This is a genomic window from uncultured Tateyamaria sp., assembly GCF_947496075.1.
Classification (GTDB): Bacteria; Pseudomonadota; Alphaproteobacteria; order Rhodobacterales; family Rhodobacteraceae; genus Tateyamaria.
Genome location: NZ_CANMBJ010000006.1, coordinates 663,727 through 682,503, shown reverse-complemented (window position 1 = coordinate 682,503; position 18,777 = coordinate 663,727). Strand labels below are relative to the sequence as shown.

Genomic DNA, 18,777 nt, shown 5'->3' with positions numbered 1-18,777 from the left:
ACAAAGTAGGCCGCTGTCAAAACGTTAGCCCTTGCAGAGGTTTAGTGCGCTTTTCCGGCTAAACCAAATCGATGAACAAAGGCTCGAAACTCGCGAACGGTGGCTGTTTCGAACCTAACACACATTGTTCTTGCTTAACGACAACCAAGGCAAGTATGATTGACGCTCAATTTTTTGACGAAGTTACGCGAGACTAACCAGTGAAAGACATTGCAGGCACCGAATTACTGGATGAAGATCAGCCGGTAGGACAAGAAGATCAGTCCAGCTTTACAATTCCTTACGGACTTCGTCTGCTGTTGCTCGGCTTGAGTTTTCTTTTGCTGGTTTTGTGCGTTGCTGGCGTGTTCTTAGAAATCTTCGGCGGCTTAGAAATTGTTTCCGGAGAGTCATTTTCGTTCAAATGGCCCGAACCGCGAAATACAAACTTCTTAGTCCTTCTTCCAGTGAGTCTGATTGGCACCATACTCTTAGCGCTTCCATGGGAAAGAGAAGATGTGCGCATCACACAAATTGGACCGATCGCGCTAGAGAGAAAAATCGAAGGCCAAGCGCGCGAACAAGAGATTGAGCTCGCAGAAATCCAAGATGAAATCGAGGATTTGAGAGGCGCACTAAAGGCGCTTCAACAGACTAAGGTCCCGTCGGCCGATCAGCACGCTACCAGCGAGGATCATGAGCGAACTGACATTACTACTACATCAAACATCGACAAGAAAATAATGGAGTTCCTTTCCCAATACGATCGATGGGCTTTTTCACCGAGTCGTATTCGGTCATATGGAAGCAAACAGGTGGGATTTGAAACCCTAGGTAGTTTCACAACAACTCAAATCAGGTTCGCGCTTCGAAGGCTTGTCCAGAAAAACCAAATCGTGACGCGCGTGAGCAAGAAGGGTAATACACTCTATCGCGCGCCCACCTGATTCATTGGTCGTCCTGATTGCGTTCATCTCATAATGTCCTGAGAGATGTCGACTTTGTTTCCATCCGTGACACCCCCCTGATTTCTCCCAAAAGCCTTTTTTAGGACTGTCCGGATCTCACAGCTAGAACGCAGCGTCTGATACGGGCTGACGGTACAGTACATGCAGATCTCGGATGTTTGCAAAATCCGCTTTCTGCGCAAAGCTGACATTTGTGCGACACGCAGCATCGGTGACTCTGGGTCCGGAGCTGTTCTCCGCATTTTGCGGGTGGCCGCTAGTTTTTTGGTGTAGGAAGATATGCGAATGACAGTTCCGCCGTTACAGGTCGAAATATCGGCTTAGTTGTGGATGGGCAACTGCAACTGACGGCACGAGAGATGCACCCAGGACAGCAAACATTGGCGGCACCGGCAACCAACCCCAACACGTCAAAAACAGGCGTCACAAGCTGTCGCAATCCACGACGGTACCGTCAATTAACAGAAAAAAGTTCGAACCGATAAATACGGCTTAGCAGAGCCGTATTTTGGTGGTTTTGCCAACAAACAGGCGACAACACAGAAAACCGAAGTTCGAACCGATTTCATGGTGTAAAATAAGGCTCGATTGGTGATTTTGGGACTTGCGTCCCACTATGCGGGCTTATCCGAGTCAGTTTTCGAACTTTCACATTGTTCTTCCCTAGCTCGCCTACCAGCTTCGTATTGCTCCTCACGCCCCAACTGTAAACTACGTTGTCAATTCCCACTTCATCTTCCGAGCAGCCCAGCACCCTTGGTACAAATTGTCATTACAGTAAGTCGCCCTAGGGTCAGGATGCATTGATTTTTGCTTCGCTGCGTGATTCACGGCTCCCGAAACGGAGCGGTGAAACGAGCGACCTTTATTGGCTAACCGACGAGCAGATGGCGGATCTCGCCCCCTTCTTCCCGAAATCGCACGGCAAGCCCCGGGTTGATAACAAACGGGTGTTGAGTGGGATTATCTTCATCAATCGCAATGGGTTGCGCTGGCGAGATGCCCCTAAGGAATACGGGCCGCACAAGACACTCTACAGCCGGTGGAAGCGTTGGAGCGAGAAAGGTGTCTTCGCTCGCATATTGGCCGGCCTGGCTGCCGAGAACGGCGAACGGAAGACAGTCATGATTGACGCGACCTATCTCAAGGCACACCGCACCGCGACCAGTATGGTCGCGAAAAAGGGGGGCGTGGCCGCCTGATCGGTAGAACCAAGGGCGGCATGAATACCAAGCTGCATGCTATCTGTGATAGCCAAGGTCGCCCGCTCAACCTGTTCGTTACCGCCGGGCAGGTTAGCGACTACATCGGAGCTCGGGCTCTGCTCAACAGCATACCAAATGTGGACTGGCTGCTGGGTGATCGTGGTTGTGACGCTGACTGGTTCCGAGATGCGTTGAAAGACAAAGGGATACGCGCCTGCATCCCCGGCCGAAAGCAGCGCAAGACACCGGTCAAGTACGACAAGCGCAGATACAAAAGGCGCAACAGGATAGAGATCATGTTCGGTCGGCTCAAGGATTGGAGGCGCGTGGCAACACGCTATGATCGCTGCCTCAAGGTCTTCCTGTCCGCAATCGCACTCGCAGCAACCGTCATATAATGGTTATGAATCCTGACCCTAAAGTCCCATTAAACAAACTGACCCGACTAGCATAGGAATGAGATCCTAGTAGGTTCATGATAGCTCAGACAAAACGACTGCTAAACCTTCGAGCACAAATCTTGGAAAATTCTTTCAGCGTCGCAATCAATTATAGCTTATGCTAAGATTAAGCCGGGCGTTCTCAGTAAAAATTGCTTTTCGTCTCTTGGGCTCCGTCACAGCATCTACTCCTTGATGATGTACGGCTTCAGGAGATCAAAATGGAAAAAATATATCTAGGCTGTCGCTTTTGCCATGGAGAAAAGCTTGTTACGTCACAAGTTTTTGGAGACCAAGAAGCTCGACCCTGTCCAGTATGCTGCGACCAAGTAACTGGGATCGTAAAAGGCGAATTTCTAAACTACGAAAGACGCAACCAAAAGAAAATAGAAACTCTTATGCATCACAGGTCATCCGGGTAATTTTCTTCCAGCAGGAGCCATAGAACCAAATGCCGATCATCAATGTTCGGTATTTTTCCTTCCGAAAGCCCTCAAAGACACACCTGAAAATGAAAAACAACCGTGAACAGGCACGACAGCTTGACAACGAAAACTAACAGTGAAATACATTGCGAATTTGGATAAAAACGGAAGTATCATGAGTGACCCTCAGAATCAGTTCTTAATTGTAGTTGGCGTAGATATCGAAGGGTACTCTAAGAAGTCGGTCAATCAACAGTACAGAGCGCAGCAGAAGCTTGAAAGCTGGATAGTGACGGCATCAAATGCTGCAGAAATTTTAGCGACCGATGGCGAGTTGCGCTGGATTGACAGTGGTGACGGTGGCTTTTTACTGTTTGAGACATTCTATGACAAAGCATTTCCATTTTTGACAAAGCTTTATCGAGAGATCAACGAGCACAATTTAGAAAGCAGGCCTGATTCAACTATCAATGTACGCAGCGCGATTCATTGCGACGACTCGCTTCGCTGGGAAGGTCAACTTGGCCCCCGGTACGCTGGAAACGCGCTGGTAACTTGCGCGCGCATCTTAGACTCGATGAACCGAGAGTACAGTAATCAGGTGGTCTGTTCTGGCTATTACATTGACAAAGCATTCGCGTCTAGAAAAACTGCAGAGGAGCGACGCTTGCCCGACCACGTCGACAAACATGGCTTCATCCACCAAGTATGGAATCTAAGACGAGCAAACGAGTTTGGCGTGCAACCTGAAGATAAAGATTTACATGAGAAGCCGACAGAGTGGTACTGGAACCCTAGTAGTTAGTGACAATGGCGTCACTCCGATGTACTGAACCCAGAGAAATCTCAAGATCCCGCAATCGATCAGAGTAAAACTGCATTCCACCTGTTCCTTGAAGCCTGCAAGTTTCAGAAAACGACGTACTTACTCTAAGTCCGATTTGCCTAGCTCGGAATGATTTAACGTCGAATCGATTCAAGAAGTCGACACCAAGCACGTCACCTCCGGAAATAGAAAGTGTTTCAATTTTTGACGAAAAATCGTTGACGTCCAATTGCACGAAAGTTGCAAAAATAGCCTCCTCCTCACCCCGTTCAATTGAACGCCTAATTGCCTCAATATCAAATGAAAGCCTTTGTAGCGTCTTATTCATCCGGTGAGACAAGAAATAATTGAGGTTTTCGATTATCGAATTAGTAATTGTGTACCTAAGCGAGGCCACAATTATATTCCCAGACACCTTGTTAACAAAGACGTAGAAAGGGTAGGGATAGGGGCCGGACAGAAAACCGTCGTCATCTTCACCCATCATCGGCTTCGGAGAAAGGAAAGACCTAACCTGCCAGCCATTGATTTCTTCAAGCTTATCTCCTTCATATGAGCTAAAAATCCGCTCAGAGTCGCAGACATCATGGATATTCGCTTCGATCTCTTCGGGCAGCATTGAGCCCTCTATCCTTGAACGTGTTAGGGTATGGAGGTATCCATAGACAGTGGCCAATCTATTACCCTCCCTGCCTTCTTGATCGGAATGCCAGAGCCGACAACAACCACGCAGCGCGTGAAGAATTTGGTGTCTTGTCAGTAGTAGCCCATCGAATCAGCTGCAAAGGATTTGTGTGTGCAGGGAACCCCATACCGGAAACATCGTAGAGGCAAAGCTTCTGAGCGCGACCGGTCTCCCGCGCCTCTTCCTGGCTCGACACCGCGAGATCACGGGAGCGAAATAGGAGCTGAAACAGAGCGATCGTAGACCAATTCTGCCTCAGAATTTTCGTGATCTTCTCTCTTCCATTCGCAAGTTCCAAATGTAATTTTTCGCGAAACGGTGTCTTGTGCCAAAAAAAATGCTCATCTGACGCTGCCAAGAACTCTTCATAAGTCAGCGTGGCCCAGTTTTCTTTCTCTATATGTTTGAGTGCCAACGCTACAGCAGTTCGCTCAATGTATGAATTGAATTTCTCAGCGATTGACGGCTGGATCGCCCAAGACTGCCAGATATTCGCAACATATTCATCTGCTTCCATATTATAGAAATGAAAGTAATCGAACATGTGTACTATTCGCTCTTCCAATTCATGTTTGTTATGGGCGATAGCATTTGCGAAAAATGCTTTTGGATCATGCTTCTGCTTCTCAAATCGTTCGGCACCAACCCGAAAAGCTTCGTCAAGAGTAAGTGTGGTCATCAAAAGCGTTTCGGCTGCTTGCTGGACGCTTCCATCATAGGCTTGCAAAACTGTTCTGATGTCTTTTCCGTTGGCAAGTTTAGCGCTGTTTCTGACGCCCTTTAACAGGTTCGATAGTCGATGACTTACAACACGATGAGAGAGTTCATGGCTAATGGTCCCAAGGTTCCACTGCTTACTGTTGCACCCACTTATGCAGAGGAGTGGCGCGCTTATCGAAAAAGTTCCATACCTGAACCCATCACGGCCACTGTAGTAGGTGATCGGTGCCGGTATATGCCACCTTTCAGGTTCATATCCTTCAATATTCTCAGTACTCAAGGAGAGGCTAGCTAGCGTGGATAGTTGTTCACTGGAAAGATCCACTTCAGACAAACCAAGGTCTTGAAGGCTACCGGCTGTCCGAGCTTCGTAGCGAGCACCGAACTCGGACTCATTAACGCAACCAATAATAAATGACGCCAGGTTCCTTAGAGCCAAACTAGCAACGCCGGCCCCCAAAAGAGAGTGAGGCCAAAAGTGACACTCTGTTTGCATGAGCGGCGCAACACCAGAGTAACCTTGGGATACCTGTCTTGATAAAGCTGCGTTTATCCCGAGTATACGATCCCGGTATTGAAGTGCGCGTATTACCCTAGACTCTGGCCGATCGACCCCTTCACCGCTCTCACTAGGTGCATCATCTGTCAACTCACTGCCGACTAGTATTTCTGACAACGAAGGCACACTAACGCTTATCTCTTCCGCATCGTCACTGAGAGCTCGAAACATTGGTGCAGATCGTTGAAGTGTAATTTGTCGAAGTGAAAAGAATTCCAAAAATGCTTGCTTGAGACTCGAGTCGAGTGAAGAAACAACCGGCGCTAAATGTACTTCTGAAAATGGAGGTAGCTCATGATCCTCAAGCGATCGTCCAAGTCTGTCCGGGATGAAATACTCTATTTCGTCGCAAACCAGGTCCAACACATCAGATTGGTCAAGTACTCTCCAGAACTCACATCGACAATCATGGGCAGAACAGAATTCTCGGATAGATTCCAGCTCTTTTTTCTCACAAATGACAATAAGATTATATTGCCCAAGCGTCGCCCACAAAGAACCTTGCGGTTTGTTCTCAAGCAATTCTGCCTTCCACGCGTCGATTGCTCTCTGAGGATCAACAGGGCCAACGAAGCATACATATGAATTGTCTGGCAGCTCGAAGTCCATCGTTGCACCGGGCAGGTCACCGTCAAAGGTCACCTCCCACACGGGCGATAACCTAGTAGTACCGTCCCAAGACACACTATGAATATCAGCCTCGGGCACGAAACCTAAATGATGAAGACTGTTCTCTACATCAAAACGTACGACTAGAAAGTGTGATTTGTCGGAAATCTCCATCGCAGGCATACAGCCTATGACTTTAGAGGTGCTGTACGTAATTCATCGACAAGCCGGTCCACGAAATCCCTGACCTCTTCAGATTGGTCATTGGTACCTGCCCGTAGATACCCACCGTCTAGACTTCTTACATCTATGTCATGCGCACCGAGATGGTTTCGCTCAATACGATCAACAGCGAAAACGCTCTCAACGTCTTTGTTTTTCATGAAGTGCCCCCTTGGAGAGCCAAATCTCGCCCGCCCCACTCAGCAGTAGCAGACTGAGCTATTTCCATCAATACGTTTGCTTGACTTCCAAGCCCCTGTAGTCAGACAGCATTGTATTCATTTGCATTCCAATACCGTTGTCCACCGACCTTGAAGCAAGACATTCGGTTGCTCAACAATACGGCTAGTTAGTGCGAGCTTCATACTAGATGAGCCTATGCCGAGCCTAAAAACTCAAAAACTCTCCTAAGCCTTTGATTTTGTGGTGCCCGGGGGCGGAATCGAACCACCGACACGAGGATTTTCAATCCACTGCTCTACCCCTGAGCTACCCGGGCACGGGTGAAGCCTGACGCTTCGGGTGGGCGCGTGATAAGCGTATCGTCAGGCACTGTCCATAGCAAAATCACACCAAATGCCTAGTGTGGCAATGGACCCTCGTCATCCACGACATCGCCCTCTTCTTCACGCTGGGAAGGAACAGAATAGGCGCCGTTCATCCATCGAGCCAAGTCGATGTCTGCGCAACGTCGCGAGCAAAAAGGGCGATACTCCGGCGCCGTGTCTTCACTGCAGATCGGGCACGTCAAGACAGCACCTCGGCCAGCGGCAACCGCGCGCGTTTGCGTTGCAATTCGAAGTGACCGAGCGGTGTCCATCCGGCCATCACCGTATCCACATCATCCTTGCGCAAGGCGGCACGCAACGCCGCTTCGAAAGTCTTGCGTTCCTTTTTAGGCATAGGCGCAAGATCGATGGTAATCTGGCCTCCCAAACCGCGCACCCGCAAGGCCGACGGCAGCATGCGCGCGCAGGCGAGGTTCGCCTTCAGACCCGCGGCAAACGAGCCGTCTGCACCGGTGTTCACATCCACGGCGACCAGCGCCCGTGTCGCTTCAACAAACATGCTGGCATCTGCGCCCAAACCCACGCGCGCCGCCTTCGCACTGTCCAGCGCATCCAGGATACCATATTCTTCGAAGCACCCCTGTTCTGTCACAACTGTTGCCGGATCGGTCCAGTCTCGCCACGCCAAGACATGGGGGCTATCACCTTCGGTCAGAACCTCGGGACCGGCACCCTGATCACCCACAACCGTTTCTGCCAGATCGCGCATTGCGGCAATGTCATCCGACACTGCTTCGGCATCTGCACCAGCTGCCGCGGACCTCAGGATCAGACCCATCTGGCTCCCGTCCATTCCATCATGCGCAAGCGCCATCAGCTCATCCCGAATGTCATCATCCCGAATGCTGCGGGAGAGGTTGAGGCCAGGAGCATCTGGGGTGACGATGGCATAGCGGCTTTTGAACAGAAGCTTGTGACTGACTGGGATGGCCTTGCCCGGCTCGGCGTAGCCGGTGACCTGCACCAAAAGTGTCTCACCTTGCCCGATCCCTTTGACACCGCGCAGATACGCCGCGCCATCTGGGGTTTTCAGGAAAAGCCCCCCCTGCCCTTTGACAGGTCTGTCTGTGACCGCGCGGTAAACGGTGCCCGGGCGCGGAGCATCAGAGTCAATCAGCAGATCATCCAGGTGCCCGTCCACGACAAGGGCGGCCGCCTCGCGACCGTTCAGATGATCCAAACATATCTGGTGACCCTTCATGCCCAAACCTTCATGCCTGCGGCTTGCAAAAGCCCTGCGGTCTCAGAAAGAGGTAAGCCGACAATGGCTGAAAACGACCCTGAGATCCAAGGGATCAAAGCACCGGCTGGACCTTGTATGCCATAGCCCCCTGCCTTGCCCTGCCAATCGTTCATCGCCAGATAGCTGGTGATTTCATCTGCAGACAGAGCTTTCATGCGCACCGTACTGACAACATCGCGCTCCCAGACCCTGTCACCCTTTTTTACCGCAACGGCAGTGATAACCCGGTGGCGACGACCCGACATCTGGTTCAGGAATGCGCGCGCTTCGGCTGCATCTTCGGGTTTGCCCAGAATGCGACGCCCCAGTGCAACGGTCGTGTCCGCACACAAAACGACATCATCGGAAGCGGCAACCACTGCAGTCACTTTCTCGCGGGCAATACGCGCGCAATAGCTGCGCGGCAATTCCCCGTTTCGCGGGGTTTCGTCGATGTCGGGCGGGCGCACATCATCGGGCACGACACCAAGTTGCCCGAGCAGCTCAAGCCGCCTCGGACTTCCGGATCCCAGAACAAATGCCACGAAAGTGGTTTATTTAAAGCGGTAGTTGATCCGACCCTTGGTCAGATCATAGGGGGTCATCTCGACCTGTACCTTGTCGCCAGCCAGAACGCGGATGCGGTTCTTGCGCATTTTTCCTGCCGTGTGTGCGATGATCTCATGGCCATTCTCAAGCTCGACCCGAAACGTCGCATTGGGCAGGAGTTCCTTCACGACACCGGGAAATTCGAGCGTATCTTCCTTGGCCATGGTCTCTCCTTCATTGCATTGCCCGCCAATGTGCGGACGCGCCACTAAATGCGCCTCTGCGCCCCATAATTCAAGGGCTAATCAGGCGAGTGTCACGACTTTGACAGGATCGGCACGACCGCTTTGTGCATCCCAGTCCCTGCGGTTCAAGACCGTGCCGTTTGCCCGCACACTTGCGACGCGGGCCAAATCAATCTCGCCATACACCCATCCCGGCTCGTTTAGCGTGCCCGTTGCAATCACTCCGGTCTCGGGAAACCCCTGATCCGGTGGCCCGAAAATGCCACCCGCCCCTGTCGAGATGTCGACGGCCTCGGACCAGGACGCTTCCCCAACAACGGACGACATCACGGTAACGCATTGATTTTCCAACGCGCGCGCCTGCGCACCGATCCGAACGCGGGAATAGCCCGACAAGGCTTCAGTCACGGATGGCACCAAAATGATATCGGCATCGGCAAGGGCCCGCCCCAGAAGTGGGAACTCGCTGTCGTAGCATATCAGGATGCCAATCCGCCCCAGCGCCGTATCAAACAATTGCAAGGGATCGCCCGGAACGACGTTCCATGTCTCCGCCTCGAAACGGGTCATGATCTGTTTGTCTTGCACGCCAACCGCCCCGCCGGGGGCAAACAGGCGGGCGCGGTTCACAGGGCGGGCAATTTCATCATGTCGCGCAGGGCCAGAGGCGGCAAGGATATGCACGCGGAACTGAGCAGCAAGGTGAGCATGCAGCGCATCCGCATCGGGCAACCGATCCGCCACGGCGAAAAGGGAAGCCTCCAGATCGCGGGCAATGTCCAACCCGGCAAGCGTGGCCAACTCCATCGCGCCATACTCGGGGAAAACCAGCAAATCCGCACCGGCTTCCGCCGCTTCGGACACCCATGCCGTCAACTTGTCCTCATAGGCCACCCAATCGGGCAGTACATCAAGAGGATACGAGGCTGTTGCAATCTTCATACCCTTTTGTGCCTTACTCTGATCGCTTGACGCAAGACGCGGCATGTCTTTCAAAAAGCCAAAAGCAATGCGACATGAAGACTGATTTTTCTTGACCGATCCGCACCTGAACATTCAAAGAATACAAAACTGTGTAAAGGTATCCCATGTTAAGCAAGGGTGTCACCCTGCGTGGCCTTGAAGTGTTCGAAGCGCTCGCCGCAACCGGTTCAGTTGCCCAAGCCGCGTCAGTGACCGGCCTCAGCCAACCTGCCGTCAGTCAGCAATTGCGGAACCTCGAAACGGCTTTGGCCACTGACCTGGTCGATCACGGAAAACGCCCCATGCGGCTGACGCCTGCCGGCACCAGCTTTCTGGCACGGGCCGAGGCCGCTTTGTCGCAACTGCGTCTTGCGCAATCCGAATTGACGGTGATGGACCTGGCACATTTATCGGCCCTTTCCATTGGCGTCATCGATGACTTCGAGAACGACCTGACCCCAAGGCTGGTGACGATCCTCGCTGACAGCCTGACGCGCTGCAAATTCACGCTTGCGACCGCCCCCAGCCACGAGATCCTGCAAGCGATTGCCGACAAGAGCCTGCACATCGCCATTTCGGCCAGTGATGGTACCATGCGCGATGGCGTTCTTGAATATCCCTTGGCCCGAGATCCATTCATTCTGGTTGCCCCACGCGGTGTGGTCCGCGATGGCGATCCCATGTCCATCCTGCCCGACCTGCCATTTCTGCGTTACGAGCGCCAACAATTGATTTCGCGCCAGATTGAAGCGCACCTGGCGCGTCAAAAGCTGGATTTCGCGGACCGCTTCGAGATCGGCAGCCACTTGGCCTTGATGGCAATGGTGGCACGACGCATCGGGTGGTCGGTTACGACGCCGCTGGGCTACATGCGAGCCGGGCGATTTCATGATCAGGTTGATGCGTTCCCGCTGCCATTCAAACCGTTCTCACGCACGATATCGCTGTATGCGAGCGCGGATTGGGCGGGCGAAGTACCGACCGATGTGGCCAACACAATGCGCCGTCTGATCAAAACGCATATGATGGACCCCGCTCTGATACAATTGCCATGGCTCGCGGGTGAGCTGCGTTTGCTCGACGGCTGATCGCTTGCACTGTTTTATGAACCGGTCCACATGCCCACGCAGCAGCGAGGAGATGCAAAATGTCAGTCCCTTCCATCGTGATCCTGACCGGGGCCGGGATTTCAGCCGAAAGCGGTCTTGGAACGTTTCGGGACGAAGGCGGGCTTTGGGCACAGCACCGGATCGAAGATGTCGCCACGCCTGAAGGCTTCGTGCGCAATCCACAGCTTGTTGTTGATTTCTACAACGCGCGCCGTGCTCAAGCAGCGGACGCCAACCCGAATGCGGCACACATGGCCCTGGCGCGGCTGCAAGCCGAGCATGCGGGTTCCGTCACTTTGGTGACGCAGAACGTCGACGATCTGCACGAAAAAGGTGGCAGCGTGGACGTGATCCACATGCACGGTGCATTGAATTCTGCCCTGTGCGCCACATGTGAGCATCGCTGGCCCGCACCGCTTGCGATGTCAGTCGGACAGGATTGCCCCAACTGCACAGGACCAACGGCCCGACCGGATATCGTTTGGTTTGGCGAAATACCCTATCACATGGAACGGATCGAACGTGCGTTGGCAAACGCCGACGTGTTTGTCGCTATCGGCACGTCGGGCAACGTGTATCCGGCGGCCGGGTTTGTGCAGATGGCCCGACATGTCGGCGCAGAAACGATCGAGATCAACCTGGAACCGGGCGAGAATGTAGGTCTGTTCGACGACGTTCGCGCAGGCAAAGCATCAGAAACGGTGCCGAGCTGGGTGGCCGAGGTTCTGGCTGGGTAAGGCGGATCGAGATCCGCCTTACGACATTTCCAGCGATGTCCCATCTGGTTTCAAACAGGCGGGGCACATGTAAGGCGGATCTTGATCCGCAAGCCTTTAGTGCGAGTGGCTGCCGTGCGCACCGGCTTCTGGCTTGCGCGCATTGTCGACGGGTATGGTTACGGCAACCTCGCCCGCGTTTTCGAACGTCAAGGTAACTTCGATGGTCGCGTCCTGCTCCAGCGGGCCGGTCAGCCTCATGAGCATGACATGGTCACCGCCCCGCATCATGTGGTGTGTGCCGCCGGCGGGCAGTGGAATGCCGCCCTCGATTTCCGTCATCTGCATCACGCCGTCGCTCACCTCGATATGCGTGTGCAATTCAACCCGTGCTGCGGCGTCTGTGCTGGCCGAGATCAGAGTGTCGTCTTGCCCTGTATCATTGCGGATCATCATGAAGGCAGCGCCCGACTTTGCAGCTGGGCTTGCCGCGCGGGCATACGGGTCCATGACCATGATGCCGTCAGCAAATGCAGGCACAGAAAGAAGTGTGGCCGCGATACCTGCGGCAAGAGTAGTACGAAGGGACATGGTGTCCTCCTGAAATTAAGTGGTCTCTGATTGGAAAGTCCGGATCAGATCGACAGGAGGGGCCCGCGCAGACGCTCGTAGTTGGCACGTAACGGACTGCTGCTCAACCGGCGGCGTGGCTCGAAGCATCGTCGCGTTGTCCAGCCACTTTGGAATGGCTTCGAAAGGCGCTACAGCCGCAAACAGGTGTAACGCGCAGTCGGGGCACAGATGCGGAGCTGTCGTTGGCTGTCCATCCGTATCGATAAAGACGACGGCCACCGTAGTCCCTGAGCAGATCACCATTTGATCGACAGCTTGCGGCCCACCACGTGCCACCGCGGCACCGTAGCTTGTCGCCAACAGCACGAGGCTCAGGACTATGGACACAAAAGCGCGGTACATGCCGCACACTTAGAGAGACTCGGCTCACATCACAACTGCGGCACAATCACCGCTCACAAGCGTCCGCGACCCCGAGCAGGCGTCACAAAACAAGAAAACCCGCCTTCTTGCGAAAGCGGGGTCACAAGCTGAAAAGCTTTGAAATCAGGCGGCGGCGGCTTGCGCCTTCGCGATCTCTTTTTTGACTTTCAGGGCACGGTCCGACAGTTCAACGTCCTTGGCTTTGGCAAGGTACGCGTCCAGACCACCGCGGTGATCAACCGACCGAAGTGCCGCAGCCGAGATGCGCAATTTTACACCACGGCCCAGTGTCTCGGACTGAAGGGTTACGTCATTCAGGTTCGGCAAGAAGCGCCGACGTGTTTTGTTGTTGGCGTGGCTGACATTGTTGCCAGTCATCGGGCCTTTTCCGGTCAGTTCGCATACGCGCGACATCGGCTTGTCCTCTTTCGTCCGGCAAGGGACGCGCCCTCGCAAATATCAAAAGGGCGCCGCAATGGCAGCGCCTGAAACTTGGTCAGCGGCTGGTATGCGCTCAACCAAGATTCGTCAACCCCTAGACCTGCCAAGAGCAGTCGCGCGCGACATAGCAACCCTTGCAAGGTCAGCACGCTTGCGCAGCGTAGCAAGCTCAGCGAGTTTTTTCCAGTAAATGGCAGAATGACGGCGGGCGTTCCGGTGCAGCACAGTCACTGCGCCAGATGAGACGGGTGGGTCAAACAACATGCGCTGCAAGGCCGGAAACTGCCCCGCTTCGCGCAACACACGACTGGCCGGATGACCAGAACACGCCGTCCGCGCCAGCCCGATCCGTGGGAACAGGGTTTGAATCATGTGGGCATTGCGCATGTCCAGCGCGCGGAACGGATCCACGATCACTGTCCCGGCCAATTGACGCCGCCCATGTATGCCCAAGTCCCCTTGCGCAAAGTGGAAGCCGCCGGACGACCCACGAAAACGCTTGTCGAACGGCACCACATCCGGGTGGATCGACACCTGCGGTGACACAAGCATCACGTGGCGCAGATCAAGACAACGCGACAGCCGCAACGCTGCGTAACCCCCCATTGAAAACCCCATCGCCACCCGTCGACCATACCCGCGCAGGGCGTCTGCCAAACAGTGTTCAAGCGCTTCGGTCTCGTCATTGACAAACCAGTCGTTGAACCGCGACTGAATGTGCAGATGCGCGTGGTCTTGCGCGATGAAACTACGTACCGGGTTAGGGCGGCTGAATGCCCCATCAACTGCTATGCGTTGACGGAAACTGACGAACAGGCGTCGCCCCGACGGATTGAAGAGGTCGGCGCGCAGCAGATCGCCATCGAAGACGCGTTTGGGGTCAGCCATCCAGATGTTCTGTCAGGAACATCTGTGCGGCCGCCGAAGGACTGCGCGTTCCCGCCTCAACCTCGGCCGCCAGTTTGCCAAGCGCGGCCCGCGCCGTTGGTCTGTCCAACCGTGCGAGCAGGCCTGCGCGCACATCGTCTTCGAACCAGTAACGCGCTTGCGCAGCACGGGTTGCAGCAAAGAAACCCGCTTGCTTTCGCCAGTCCATCAGCGCCTGCATGTCGGTCCACGCGGCGTCCAGACCTTCTCCGGTCATCGCCGACACCATCATCGCCTTGGGAAATCCGTCCGGGTCCTGGGGACGCTTGCGCAACAAGCGCAAAGCGCCGGCATAGTCGGCACAGGTGCGCGTCGCGGCGGGTTTCAGATCACCATCCGCCTTGTTGATCAGGATCATGTCGGCCATCTCCATGATCCCGCGCTTGACCCCCTGCAGCTCATCCCCACCCGCCGGAGCCAGCAGCAACAGAAACAGGTCGGACATCTGCGCCACAACCGTTTCGGACTGCCCGACACCAACCGTTTCAATCAGCACCACGTCGAACCCGGCGCCTTCGCACAAGGCGACCGCCTCGCGCGTCCGTCGGGCCACGCCGCCCAGATGAGTCTGGCTCGGCGACGGGCGAATGAAAGCAGCCGGTTCGCGGCTCAGCCGGTCCATGCGTGTCTTGTCGCCCAGGATCGAACCGCCGGACCGGGCAGAGGACGGATCAACGGCAAGAACCGCGACGCGCAACCCAGCCTGTACAAGCGTCATTCCGAACGCCTCGATAAAGGTTGATTTGCCGACGCCCGGTGTGCCGGACAATCCAATCCGCAGCGACTGCCGATCTCGTGGCAATGCAGCCAATACCTCGGCCGCCTGCACCCGATGATCGGCCCGTCCGCTTTCAACCAGCGTGATACCGCGTGCCAGCGCCCGCCGCTCGCCGGCTGCAATCCGTTCAGCAAGATCCTTTGTATCCATACGCGCGTTTCTGCGTGGGCATGTTAAAAATGTCCAGAGTTGGCGACCCATGACGGTTGCGCCATAAGGCGACATATGACCCGCTTGCCTATCGATGACATTCTGCCTGATCTGATGGACGCATTGCGCCAGCACGGGCGCGCTGTCCTTCAGGCGCCGCCGGGTGCGGGCAAAACCACCCGGGTGCCGTTGGCCATACTTGATGCCGGGTTGACCGACGGGCGCATTCTCATGCTGGAACCCCGTCGACTGGCCGCGCGCACGGCCGCAGACCGAATGGCAACAACACTTGGCGAACGAACCGGGCAAACTGTCGGGTATCGCATCCGCGGGGACAGCACTGTTGGTTCATCTACCCGCGTCGAAGTCGTGACCGAGGGAATCCTGACAAGGATGCTGCAAGACGCTTCGGACCTGCCGGGCGTGGGCGCGGTGATCTTTGATGAATTCCATGAACGGTCTTTGAACGCCGATCTGGGTCTTGCCCTGTGCTTGGAGGTGGCCGAGGCCTTACGGGACGACCTGATCCTGCTGGCCATGTCTGCCACGCTGGATGCTGCACCGGTGGCCGACGTGATGCAGGCTCCGATCCTGACATCCGAGGGCAAGAACTATGATGTCGCGGCGCATTGGCTGGACCGCCCGCTTGCGAAAACGACCCGCTTCGAAAGCGCGATGGCGGACCTGATCCGCACGGCCTATGCAAACGAGCCAGGCGGCCTGCTTGCTTTTCTACCAGGAGAAGGAGAAATCCGTCGTACCGCAGCGTTCCTGTCCGATCTGCCCAATGTGCAGCCGCTTTTTGGTGCCATGGACTTCAAAGCACAGCGCGCCGCCATTTCCCCGTCTGACCAACGCAAGATCGTGCTGGCCACAGCAATTGCAGAGACCTCGCTGACCATTCCGGACATCCGCATCGTCGTTGATGGTGGCCGTGCCCGTCGCGCGCAATTCGATCCGTCATCGGGCATGTCGCGCCTGATCACAGAAAAGGTGACCCGCGCTGAAGCCACACAACGTGCGGGCCGTGCGGGCCGCGTCGCCCCCGGCGTCGCATACAAACTTTGGACAAAGGGCGAGGACGGCGCGCTTGCCGCCTTCCCGCCGCCCGAAATCAGCGCAGGCGATCTGGCCAGCTTTGCGCTTGAACTTGCCATCTGGGGTGGAGGCGAGAATGACCTGCGGTTTGTCACGCCACCCCACGAAGGACGTCTGGCCGAAGCGCGCGCCGTCTTGCAAATGCTTGGTGCCCTCGACGCTCAAAACCGGATCACTGATCATGGGCGGCGGCTTGCCCGGCAGCCGTTGCACCCCAGGCTTGCCCATATGCTGGTGATGGCTGGCAAACAGGCCGCACCGCTGGCCGCTTTGCTGAGCGATCGAGATCCGCTACGGGGAAGAGGGGTGGATCTTGGTCTTAGGTTACGCGCGCTCAAGAACCCCGGTGACTTTGGCGACAGTGTCCATCTCGGGGCGATAGCCCGGATTAGGCAAGAGGCAAAAAGGCTGGCCGCGAAGCAGCAGGGTGCCCCACCGCTTACAGCGGCGGCAATGGCCAGTCTTGCCTATCCTGACCGCATCGGACTGAGGCGTTCCGGTGACCAACCGCGCTATGTCCTGTCCGGCGGCAAGGGCGCCATCATGCCCGAAGGCGATGCCCTTGCTGGGCAGCGGCTTATCGTGGCGACAGACCTTGACGGCAACCCACGCGAAGCGCGGATCAGGCAAGCAACAGCTTTGACGATGTCAGAGTTGGAAGACCTTTTTGCCGACCAAATCCAGTGGAAAGACATCTGCTTGTGGTCCAAACGGGATGGGGCAGTTCAGGCCCGCACGCAACGTCAGTTTGGTGCGCTGATCCTCGAAGACCAACCATGGCACGCAGCGCCAGATGAGGCGGTGGCGATGGCGATGATCGACGGTATTCGGCAGATGGGTCTGCGACCGTCCAAAGGCGCAAAACGGCTGATGGCGCGTGCGCGTCTGATGGGAAACGAATTTCCCGATCTGAGCGAAGATACACTACTCAGCTCCCTCGAGACATGGTTGCTCCCGCACCTTACCGGAATCCGCACAACGTCAGACTGGAAGGCGTTCGACATCTTGCCCGCATTGCAGGCGCATCTTGGGTGGGACATGCTGCAAAAACTTGATCGCGCGGTACCGGGGCATTTTGAAACACCTCTCGGTCGTCACATCCCCATCGACTATGATGAAGACGTGCCGGGCATCTCTGTGCGCCTGCAGGAAATGTTTGGCGTCACCCGACATCCGGTGGTGGGCAATGTGCCACTACAAGTTACCCTGTTGTCCCCTGCCCAACGCCCTGTACAGGTTACGTCGGACCTGCCCGGCTTCTGGGCCAATTCCTATGCCGATGTACGCAAGGACATGCGCGGGCAATATCCGAAACACCCCTGGCCCGAAGACCCAACGCAAGCAGACCCCACGCTTAGGGCAAAGCCAAGGCGTTGAACTCTGCGGCAGCTACAATCGAATATCAGCGGGGGTTAGTCCGGGCGGCCCATTTCCAGCAGCTTCCGCCTCACGGATCAGTGTGCGCATGCGTGCATTCAACGGCGCTTGCCGTCCGTACCTTTCAGCAAGCGCAATGATGGCACCTTGCAAAGCATCGATTTCGGTGCGACGCCCCTGTTTCAAATCATCCCACATGGATGAGCGGGCCTGTGTGTCGATGGTCAGCATCTGGGCTGCGATCCGACGAAATAGAGGTGTGGGCAGACGCAGGATATGCGGGATCAAGCCGGGTGGAGCAGCAGTTGTCTTGGCAGGCTTGATCCCTGCAGCAGACAATATGCGCAGTGCTTCGGCCATTTGATCCGCCATGAGACGCCGCCACGCCCGGTCCTGCAGCTGTGTCAACAGCGGCAAGTCGGACAGCGCGTTGACGGCATTGCCCAGATTGATCAACAACTTGCCCCATTGCACCGCTTCGATGTTGTCGACCTGCTGCCACGCAAGGGTTGGCGTATCAAAATCGGGCAATGGCCCGGCTTCGATCAGAATGTCGCCAGAAGTCGCGCGGTGGTAGTGCGCAGCCCCTTCCGGCACGACATTGAATGGGACCATAGCAGCGCGAACATCGGCGCCCGGCACTTCGGCGCGTATGGTAGAGGCGTTGTCGACCCCGTTCTGCAAACTGACAATCTGTGCCGAAGGCGCATGTGCTGCGATGTCTCGCGCCATGGCGGCCGTATCGCCTGACTTTGTGCAAACAAGGATCACATCCGCACCTTCGAATGCGGTTTCGGGCGTTTCGAGCATCTGCGGCTTTGGCAGGTGCACATCATTCCCAGCATAGTCCGTCATACGCAGGCCACGCTGCGCACAGGCTTGCGCGATACGTGGCCGTGCCAGAAAACAAACGTCATGCCCTGCTGCGGCCAGCAAACCGCCCACATAGCAGCCAATACTGCCTGCGCCCGCGACTGCTATGCGTGCGCCCGCCATCAG

The 18,777-nt window shown here is 55.6% G+C and carries 19 protein-coding genes and 1 tRNA gene; 6 read left to right on the top strand and 14 right to left on the bottom strand.

The features are described from left to right. Positions 1-200: 200 nt before the first annotated feature. The 3 genes from Q1A51_RS22125 (at position 201) to Q1A51_RS22115 (ending at position 3,822) form a co-directional block, all read left to right on the top strand. Positions 201-926 (top strand): hypothetical protein, encoded by a 726-nt coding sequence (locus Q1A51_RS22125; RefSeq protein WP_299602529.1) that lies wholly within the window; start codon positions 201-203, stop codon positions 924-926. Between the two features lie 908 nt (positions 927-1,834). After that, positions 1,835-2,550, top strand: a protein-coding gene (locus Q1A51_RS22120; protein ID WP_299602526.1) for an IS5 family transposase whose coding sequence is annotated in 2 segments (ribosomal slippage) — positions 1,835-2,126 and positions 2,126-2,550 — 717 coding nt in all. Because the reading frame shifts where the segments join, the coding sequence is not laid out codon by codon here. Between the two features lie 642 nt (positions 2,551-3,192). After that, positions 3,193-3,822 carry a hypothetical protein gene (locus Q1A51_RS22115; RefSeq protein WP_299602524.1) on the top strand — a complete coding sequence of 210 codons (630 nt, stop codon included), beginning with the start codon at positions 3,193-3,195 and terminating at the stop codon, positions 3,820-3,822. Here the strand turns inward: Q1A51_RS22115 and Q1A51_RS22110 are convergent. The 8 genes from Q1A51_RS22110 to Q1A51_RS22075 all read right to left on the bottom strand — a co-directional run bounded on the left by Q1A51_RS22110 (position 3,812) and on the right by Q1A51_RS22075 (position 10,165). Further along, a complete protein-coding gene (locus Q1A51_RS22110; protein WP_299602521.1) occupies positions 3,812-4,462 on the bottom strand; it encodes a hypothetical protein in 651 nt (216 codons plus the stop codon). The genes Q1A51_RS22115 and Q1A51_RS22110 overlap by 11 nt on opposite strands. A 61-nt stretch (positions 4,463-4,523) precedes the next feature. Next, positions 4,524-6,590 carry a hypothetical protein gene (locus Q1A51_RS22105; RefSeq protein WP_299602519.1) on the bottom strand — a complete coding sequence of 689 codons (2,067 nt, stop codon included), beginning with the start codon at positions 6,588-6,590 and terminating at the stop codon, positions 4,524-4,526. A gap of 472 nt (positions 6,591-7,062) precedes the next feature. Beyond that, positions 7,063-7,137, bottom strand: a tRNA-Phe gene (locus tag Q1A51_RS22100). An 81-nt stretch (positions 7,138-7,218) separates the two neighbouring features. After that, complete coding sequence (yacG, locus tag Q1A51_RS22095) at positions 7,219-7,389, bottom strand: DNA gyrase inhibitor YacG (protein WP_299205120.1); 171 nt, start codon at positions 7,387-7,389, stop codon at positions 7,219-7,221. Then, entirely contained in the window at positions 7,386-8,408 is a 1,023-nt protein-coding gene (locus tag Q1A51_RS22090) for a ribonuclease E/G (protein WP_299602515.1), read from the bottom strand. Before Q1A51_RS22090 ends, yacG begins: the two co-directional genes overlap by 4 nt. Beyond that, positions 8,405-8,974 (bottom strand): nucleoside triphosphate pyrophosphatase, encoded by a 570-nt coding sequence (locus tag Q1A51_RS22085; RefSeq protein ID WP_299602511.1) that lies wholly within the window; start codon positions 8,972-8,974, stop codon positions 8,405-8,407. The genes Q1A51_RS22090 and Q1A51_RS22085 overlap by 4 nt, the downstream gene beginning before the upstream one ends. 9 nt (positions 8,975-8,983) lie before the next feature. Further along, a complete protein-coding gene (infA, locus tag Q1A51_RS22080) occupies positions 8,984-9,202 on the bottom strand; it encodes a translation initiation factor IF-1 (RefSeq protein ID WP_005978431.1) in 219 nt (72 codons plus the stop codon). Positions 9,203-9,283: 81 nt separating this feature from the next. Further along, on the bottom strand, positions 9,284-10,165 hold the full coding sequence (locus Q1A51_RS22075) for a carbon-nitrogen hydrolase family protein (RefSeq protein ID WP_299602508.1): 882 nt from the start codon (positions 10,163-10,165) through the stop codon (positions 9,284-9,286). 146 nt (positions 10,166-10,311) lie between these two features. Here Q1A51_RS22075 and Q1A51_RS22070 point away from each other — a divergent pair, with 146 nt between their 5' ends. Then, entirely contained in the window at positions 10,312-11,274 is a 963-nt protein-coding gene (locus tag Q1A51_RS22070) for a LysR family transcriptional regulator (RefSeq protein ID WP_299602504.1), read from the top strand. Between the two features lie 59 nt (positions 11,275-11,333). Further along, entirely contained in the window at positions 11,334-12,032 is a 699-nt protein-coding gene (locus tag Q1A51_RS22065) for an NAD-dependent deacylase (protein ID WP_299602501.1), read from the top strand. A 96-nt stretch (positions 12,033-12,128) separates the two neighbouring features. Here the strand turns inward: Q1A51_RS22065 and Q1A51_RS22060 are convergent, their stop codons facing one another. From Q1A51_RS22060 to meaB, 5 genes are all read right to left on the bottom strand, one after another. Next, positions 12,129-12,602 (bottom strand): copper chaperone PCu(A)C, encoded by a 474-nt coding sequence (locus Q1A51_RS22060; protein ID WP_299602497.1) that lies wholly within the window; start codon positions 12,600-12,602, stop codon positions 12,129-12,131. Positions 12,603-12,617: 15 nt separating this feature from the next. Further along, entirely contained in the window at positions 12,618-12,986 is a 369-nt protein-coding gene (locus tag Q1A51_RS22055; RefSeq protein WP_299602495.1) for a hypothetical protein, read from the bottom strand. A gap of 144 nt (positions 12,987-13,130) precedes the next feature. Beyond that, on the bottom strand, positions 13,131-13,421 hold the full coding sequence (gene rpmB / locus Q1A51_RS22050; RefSeq protein ID WP_299374978.1) for a 50S ribosomal protein L28: 291 nt from the start codon (positions 13,419-13,421) through the stop codon (positions 13,131-13,133). 114 nt (positions 13,422-13,535) lie between these two features. Next, a complete protein-coding gene (locus Q1A51_RS22045; protein ID WP_299602492.1) occupies positions 13,536-14,336 on the bottom strand; it encodes an alpha/beta hydrolase in 801 nt (266 codons plus the stop codon). Continuing rightward, positions 14,329-15,303: a methylmalonyl Co-A mutase-associated GTPase MeaB gene (meaB, locus tag Q1A51_RS22040; protein WP_299602490.1), complete on the bottom strand. Its 975-nt coding sequence runs from the start codon at positions 15,301-15,303 to the stop codon at positions 14,329-14,331. Before meaB ends, Q1A51_RS22045 begins: the two co-directional genes overlap by 8 nt. A gap of 75 nt (positions 15,304-15,378) precedes the next feature. Between meaB and hrpB the strand changes: the two genes are divergently transcribed. After that, positions 15,379-17,778 carry an ATP-dependent helicase HrpB gene (hrpB, locus tag Q1A51_RS22035; RefSeq protein ID WP_299602487.1) on the top strand — a complete coding sequence of 800 codons (2,400 nt, stop codon included), beginning with the start codon at positions 15,379-15,381 and terminating at the stop codon, positions 17,776-17,778. Positions 17,779-17,790: 12 nt separating this feature from the next. On the opposite strand, the gene Q1A51_RS22030 is transcribed toward hrpB, so the two are convergent. Then, positions 17,791-18,774, bottom strand: a complete 984-nt coding sequence (locus tag Q1A51_RS22030) for a 2-dehydropantoate 2-reductase (RefSeq protein ID WP_299602485.1) — start codon at positions 18,772-18,774, stop codon at positions 17,791-17,793. Between the last annotated feature and the right edge of the window lie 3 nt (positions 18,775-18,777).

Bases quoted from the DNA above. Each gene is read 5' to 3' on its own strand.
- Q1A51_RS22115 (WP_299602524.1), top strand. From the start codon at position 3,193: ATGAGTGACCCTCAGAATCAGTTCTTAATTGTAGTTGGCGTAGATATC.
- Q1A51_RS22110 (WP_299602521.1), bottom strand. From the start codon at position 4,462: ATGCTGCCCGAAGAGATCGAAGCGAATATCCATGATGTCTGCGACTCT.
- Q1A51_RS22105 (WP_299602519.1), bottom strand. From the start codon at position 6,590: ATGGAGATTTCCGACAAATCACACTTTCTAGTCGTACGTTTTGATGTA.
- Q1A51_RS22090 (WP_299602515.1), bottom strand. From the start codon at position 8,408: ATGAAGGGTCACCAGATATGTTTGGATCATCTGAACGGTCGCGAGGCG.
- infA (WP_005978431.1), bottom strand. From the start codon at position 9,202: ATGGCCAAGGAAGATACGCTCGAATTTCCCGGTGTCGTGAAGGAACTC.
- Q1A51_RS22075 (WP_299602508.1), bottom strand. From the start codon at position 10,165: ATGAAGATTGCAACAGCCTCGTATCCTCTTGATGTACTGCCCGATTGG.
- Q1A51_RS22070 (WP_299602504.1), top strand. From the start codon at position 10,312: ATGTTAAGCAAGGGTGTCACCCTGCGTGGCCTTGAAGTGTTCGAAGCG.
- Q1A51_RS22065 (WP_299602501.1), top strand. From the start codon at position 11,334: ATGTCAGTCCCTTCCATCGTGATCCTGACCGGGGCCGGGATTTCAGCC.
- Q1A51_RS22060 (WP_299602497.1), bottom strand. From the start codon at position 12,602: ATGTCCCTTCGTACTACTCTTGCCGCAGGTATCGCGGCCACACTTCTT.
- Q1A51_RS22055 (WP_299602495.1), bottom strand. From the start codon at position 12,986: ATGTACCGCGCTTTTGTGTCCATAGTCCTGAGCCTCGTGCTGTTGGCG.
- rpmB (WP_299374978.1), bottom strand. From the start codon at position 13,421: ATGTCGCGCGTATGCGAACTGACCGGAAAAGGCCCGATGACTGGCAAC.
- Q1A51_RS22045 (WP_299602492.1), bottom strand. From the start codon at position 14,336: ATGGCTGACCCCAAACGCGTCTTCGATGGCGATCTGCTGCGCGCCGAC.
- meaB (WP_299602490.1), bottom strand. From the start codon at position 15,303: ATGGATACAAAGGATCTTGCTGAACGGATTGCAGCCGGCGAGCGGCGG.
- hrpB (WP_299602487.1), top strand. From the start codon at position 15,379: ATGACCCGCTTGCCTATCGATGACATTCTGCCTGATCTGATGGACGCA.
- Q1A51_RS22030 (WP_299602485.1), bottom strand. From the start codon at position 18,774: ATGGCGGGCGCACGCATAGCAGTCGCGGGCGCAGGCAGTATTGGCTGC.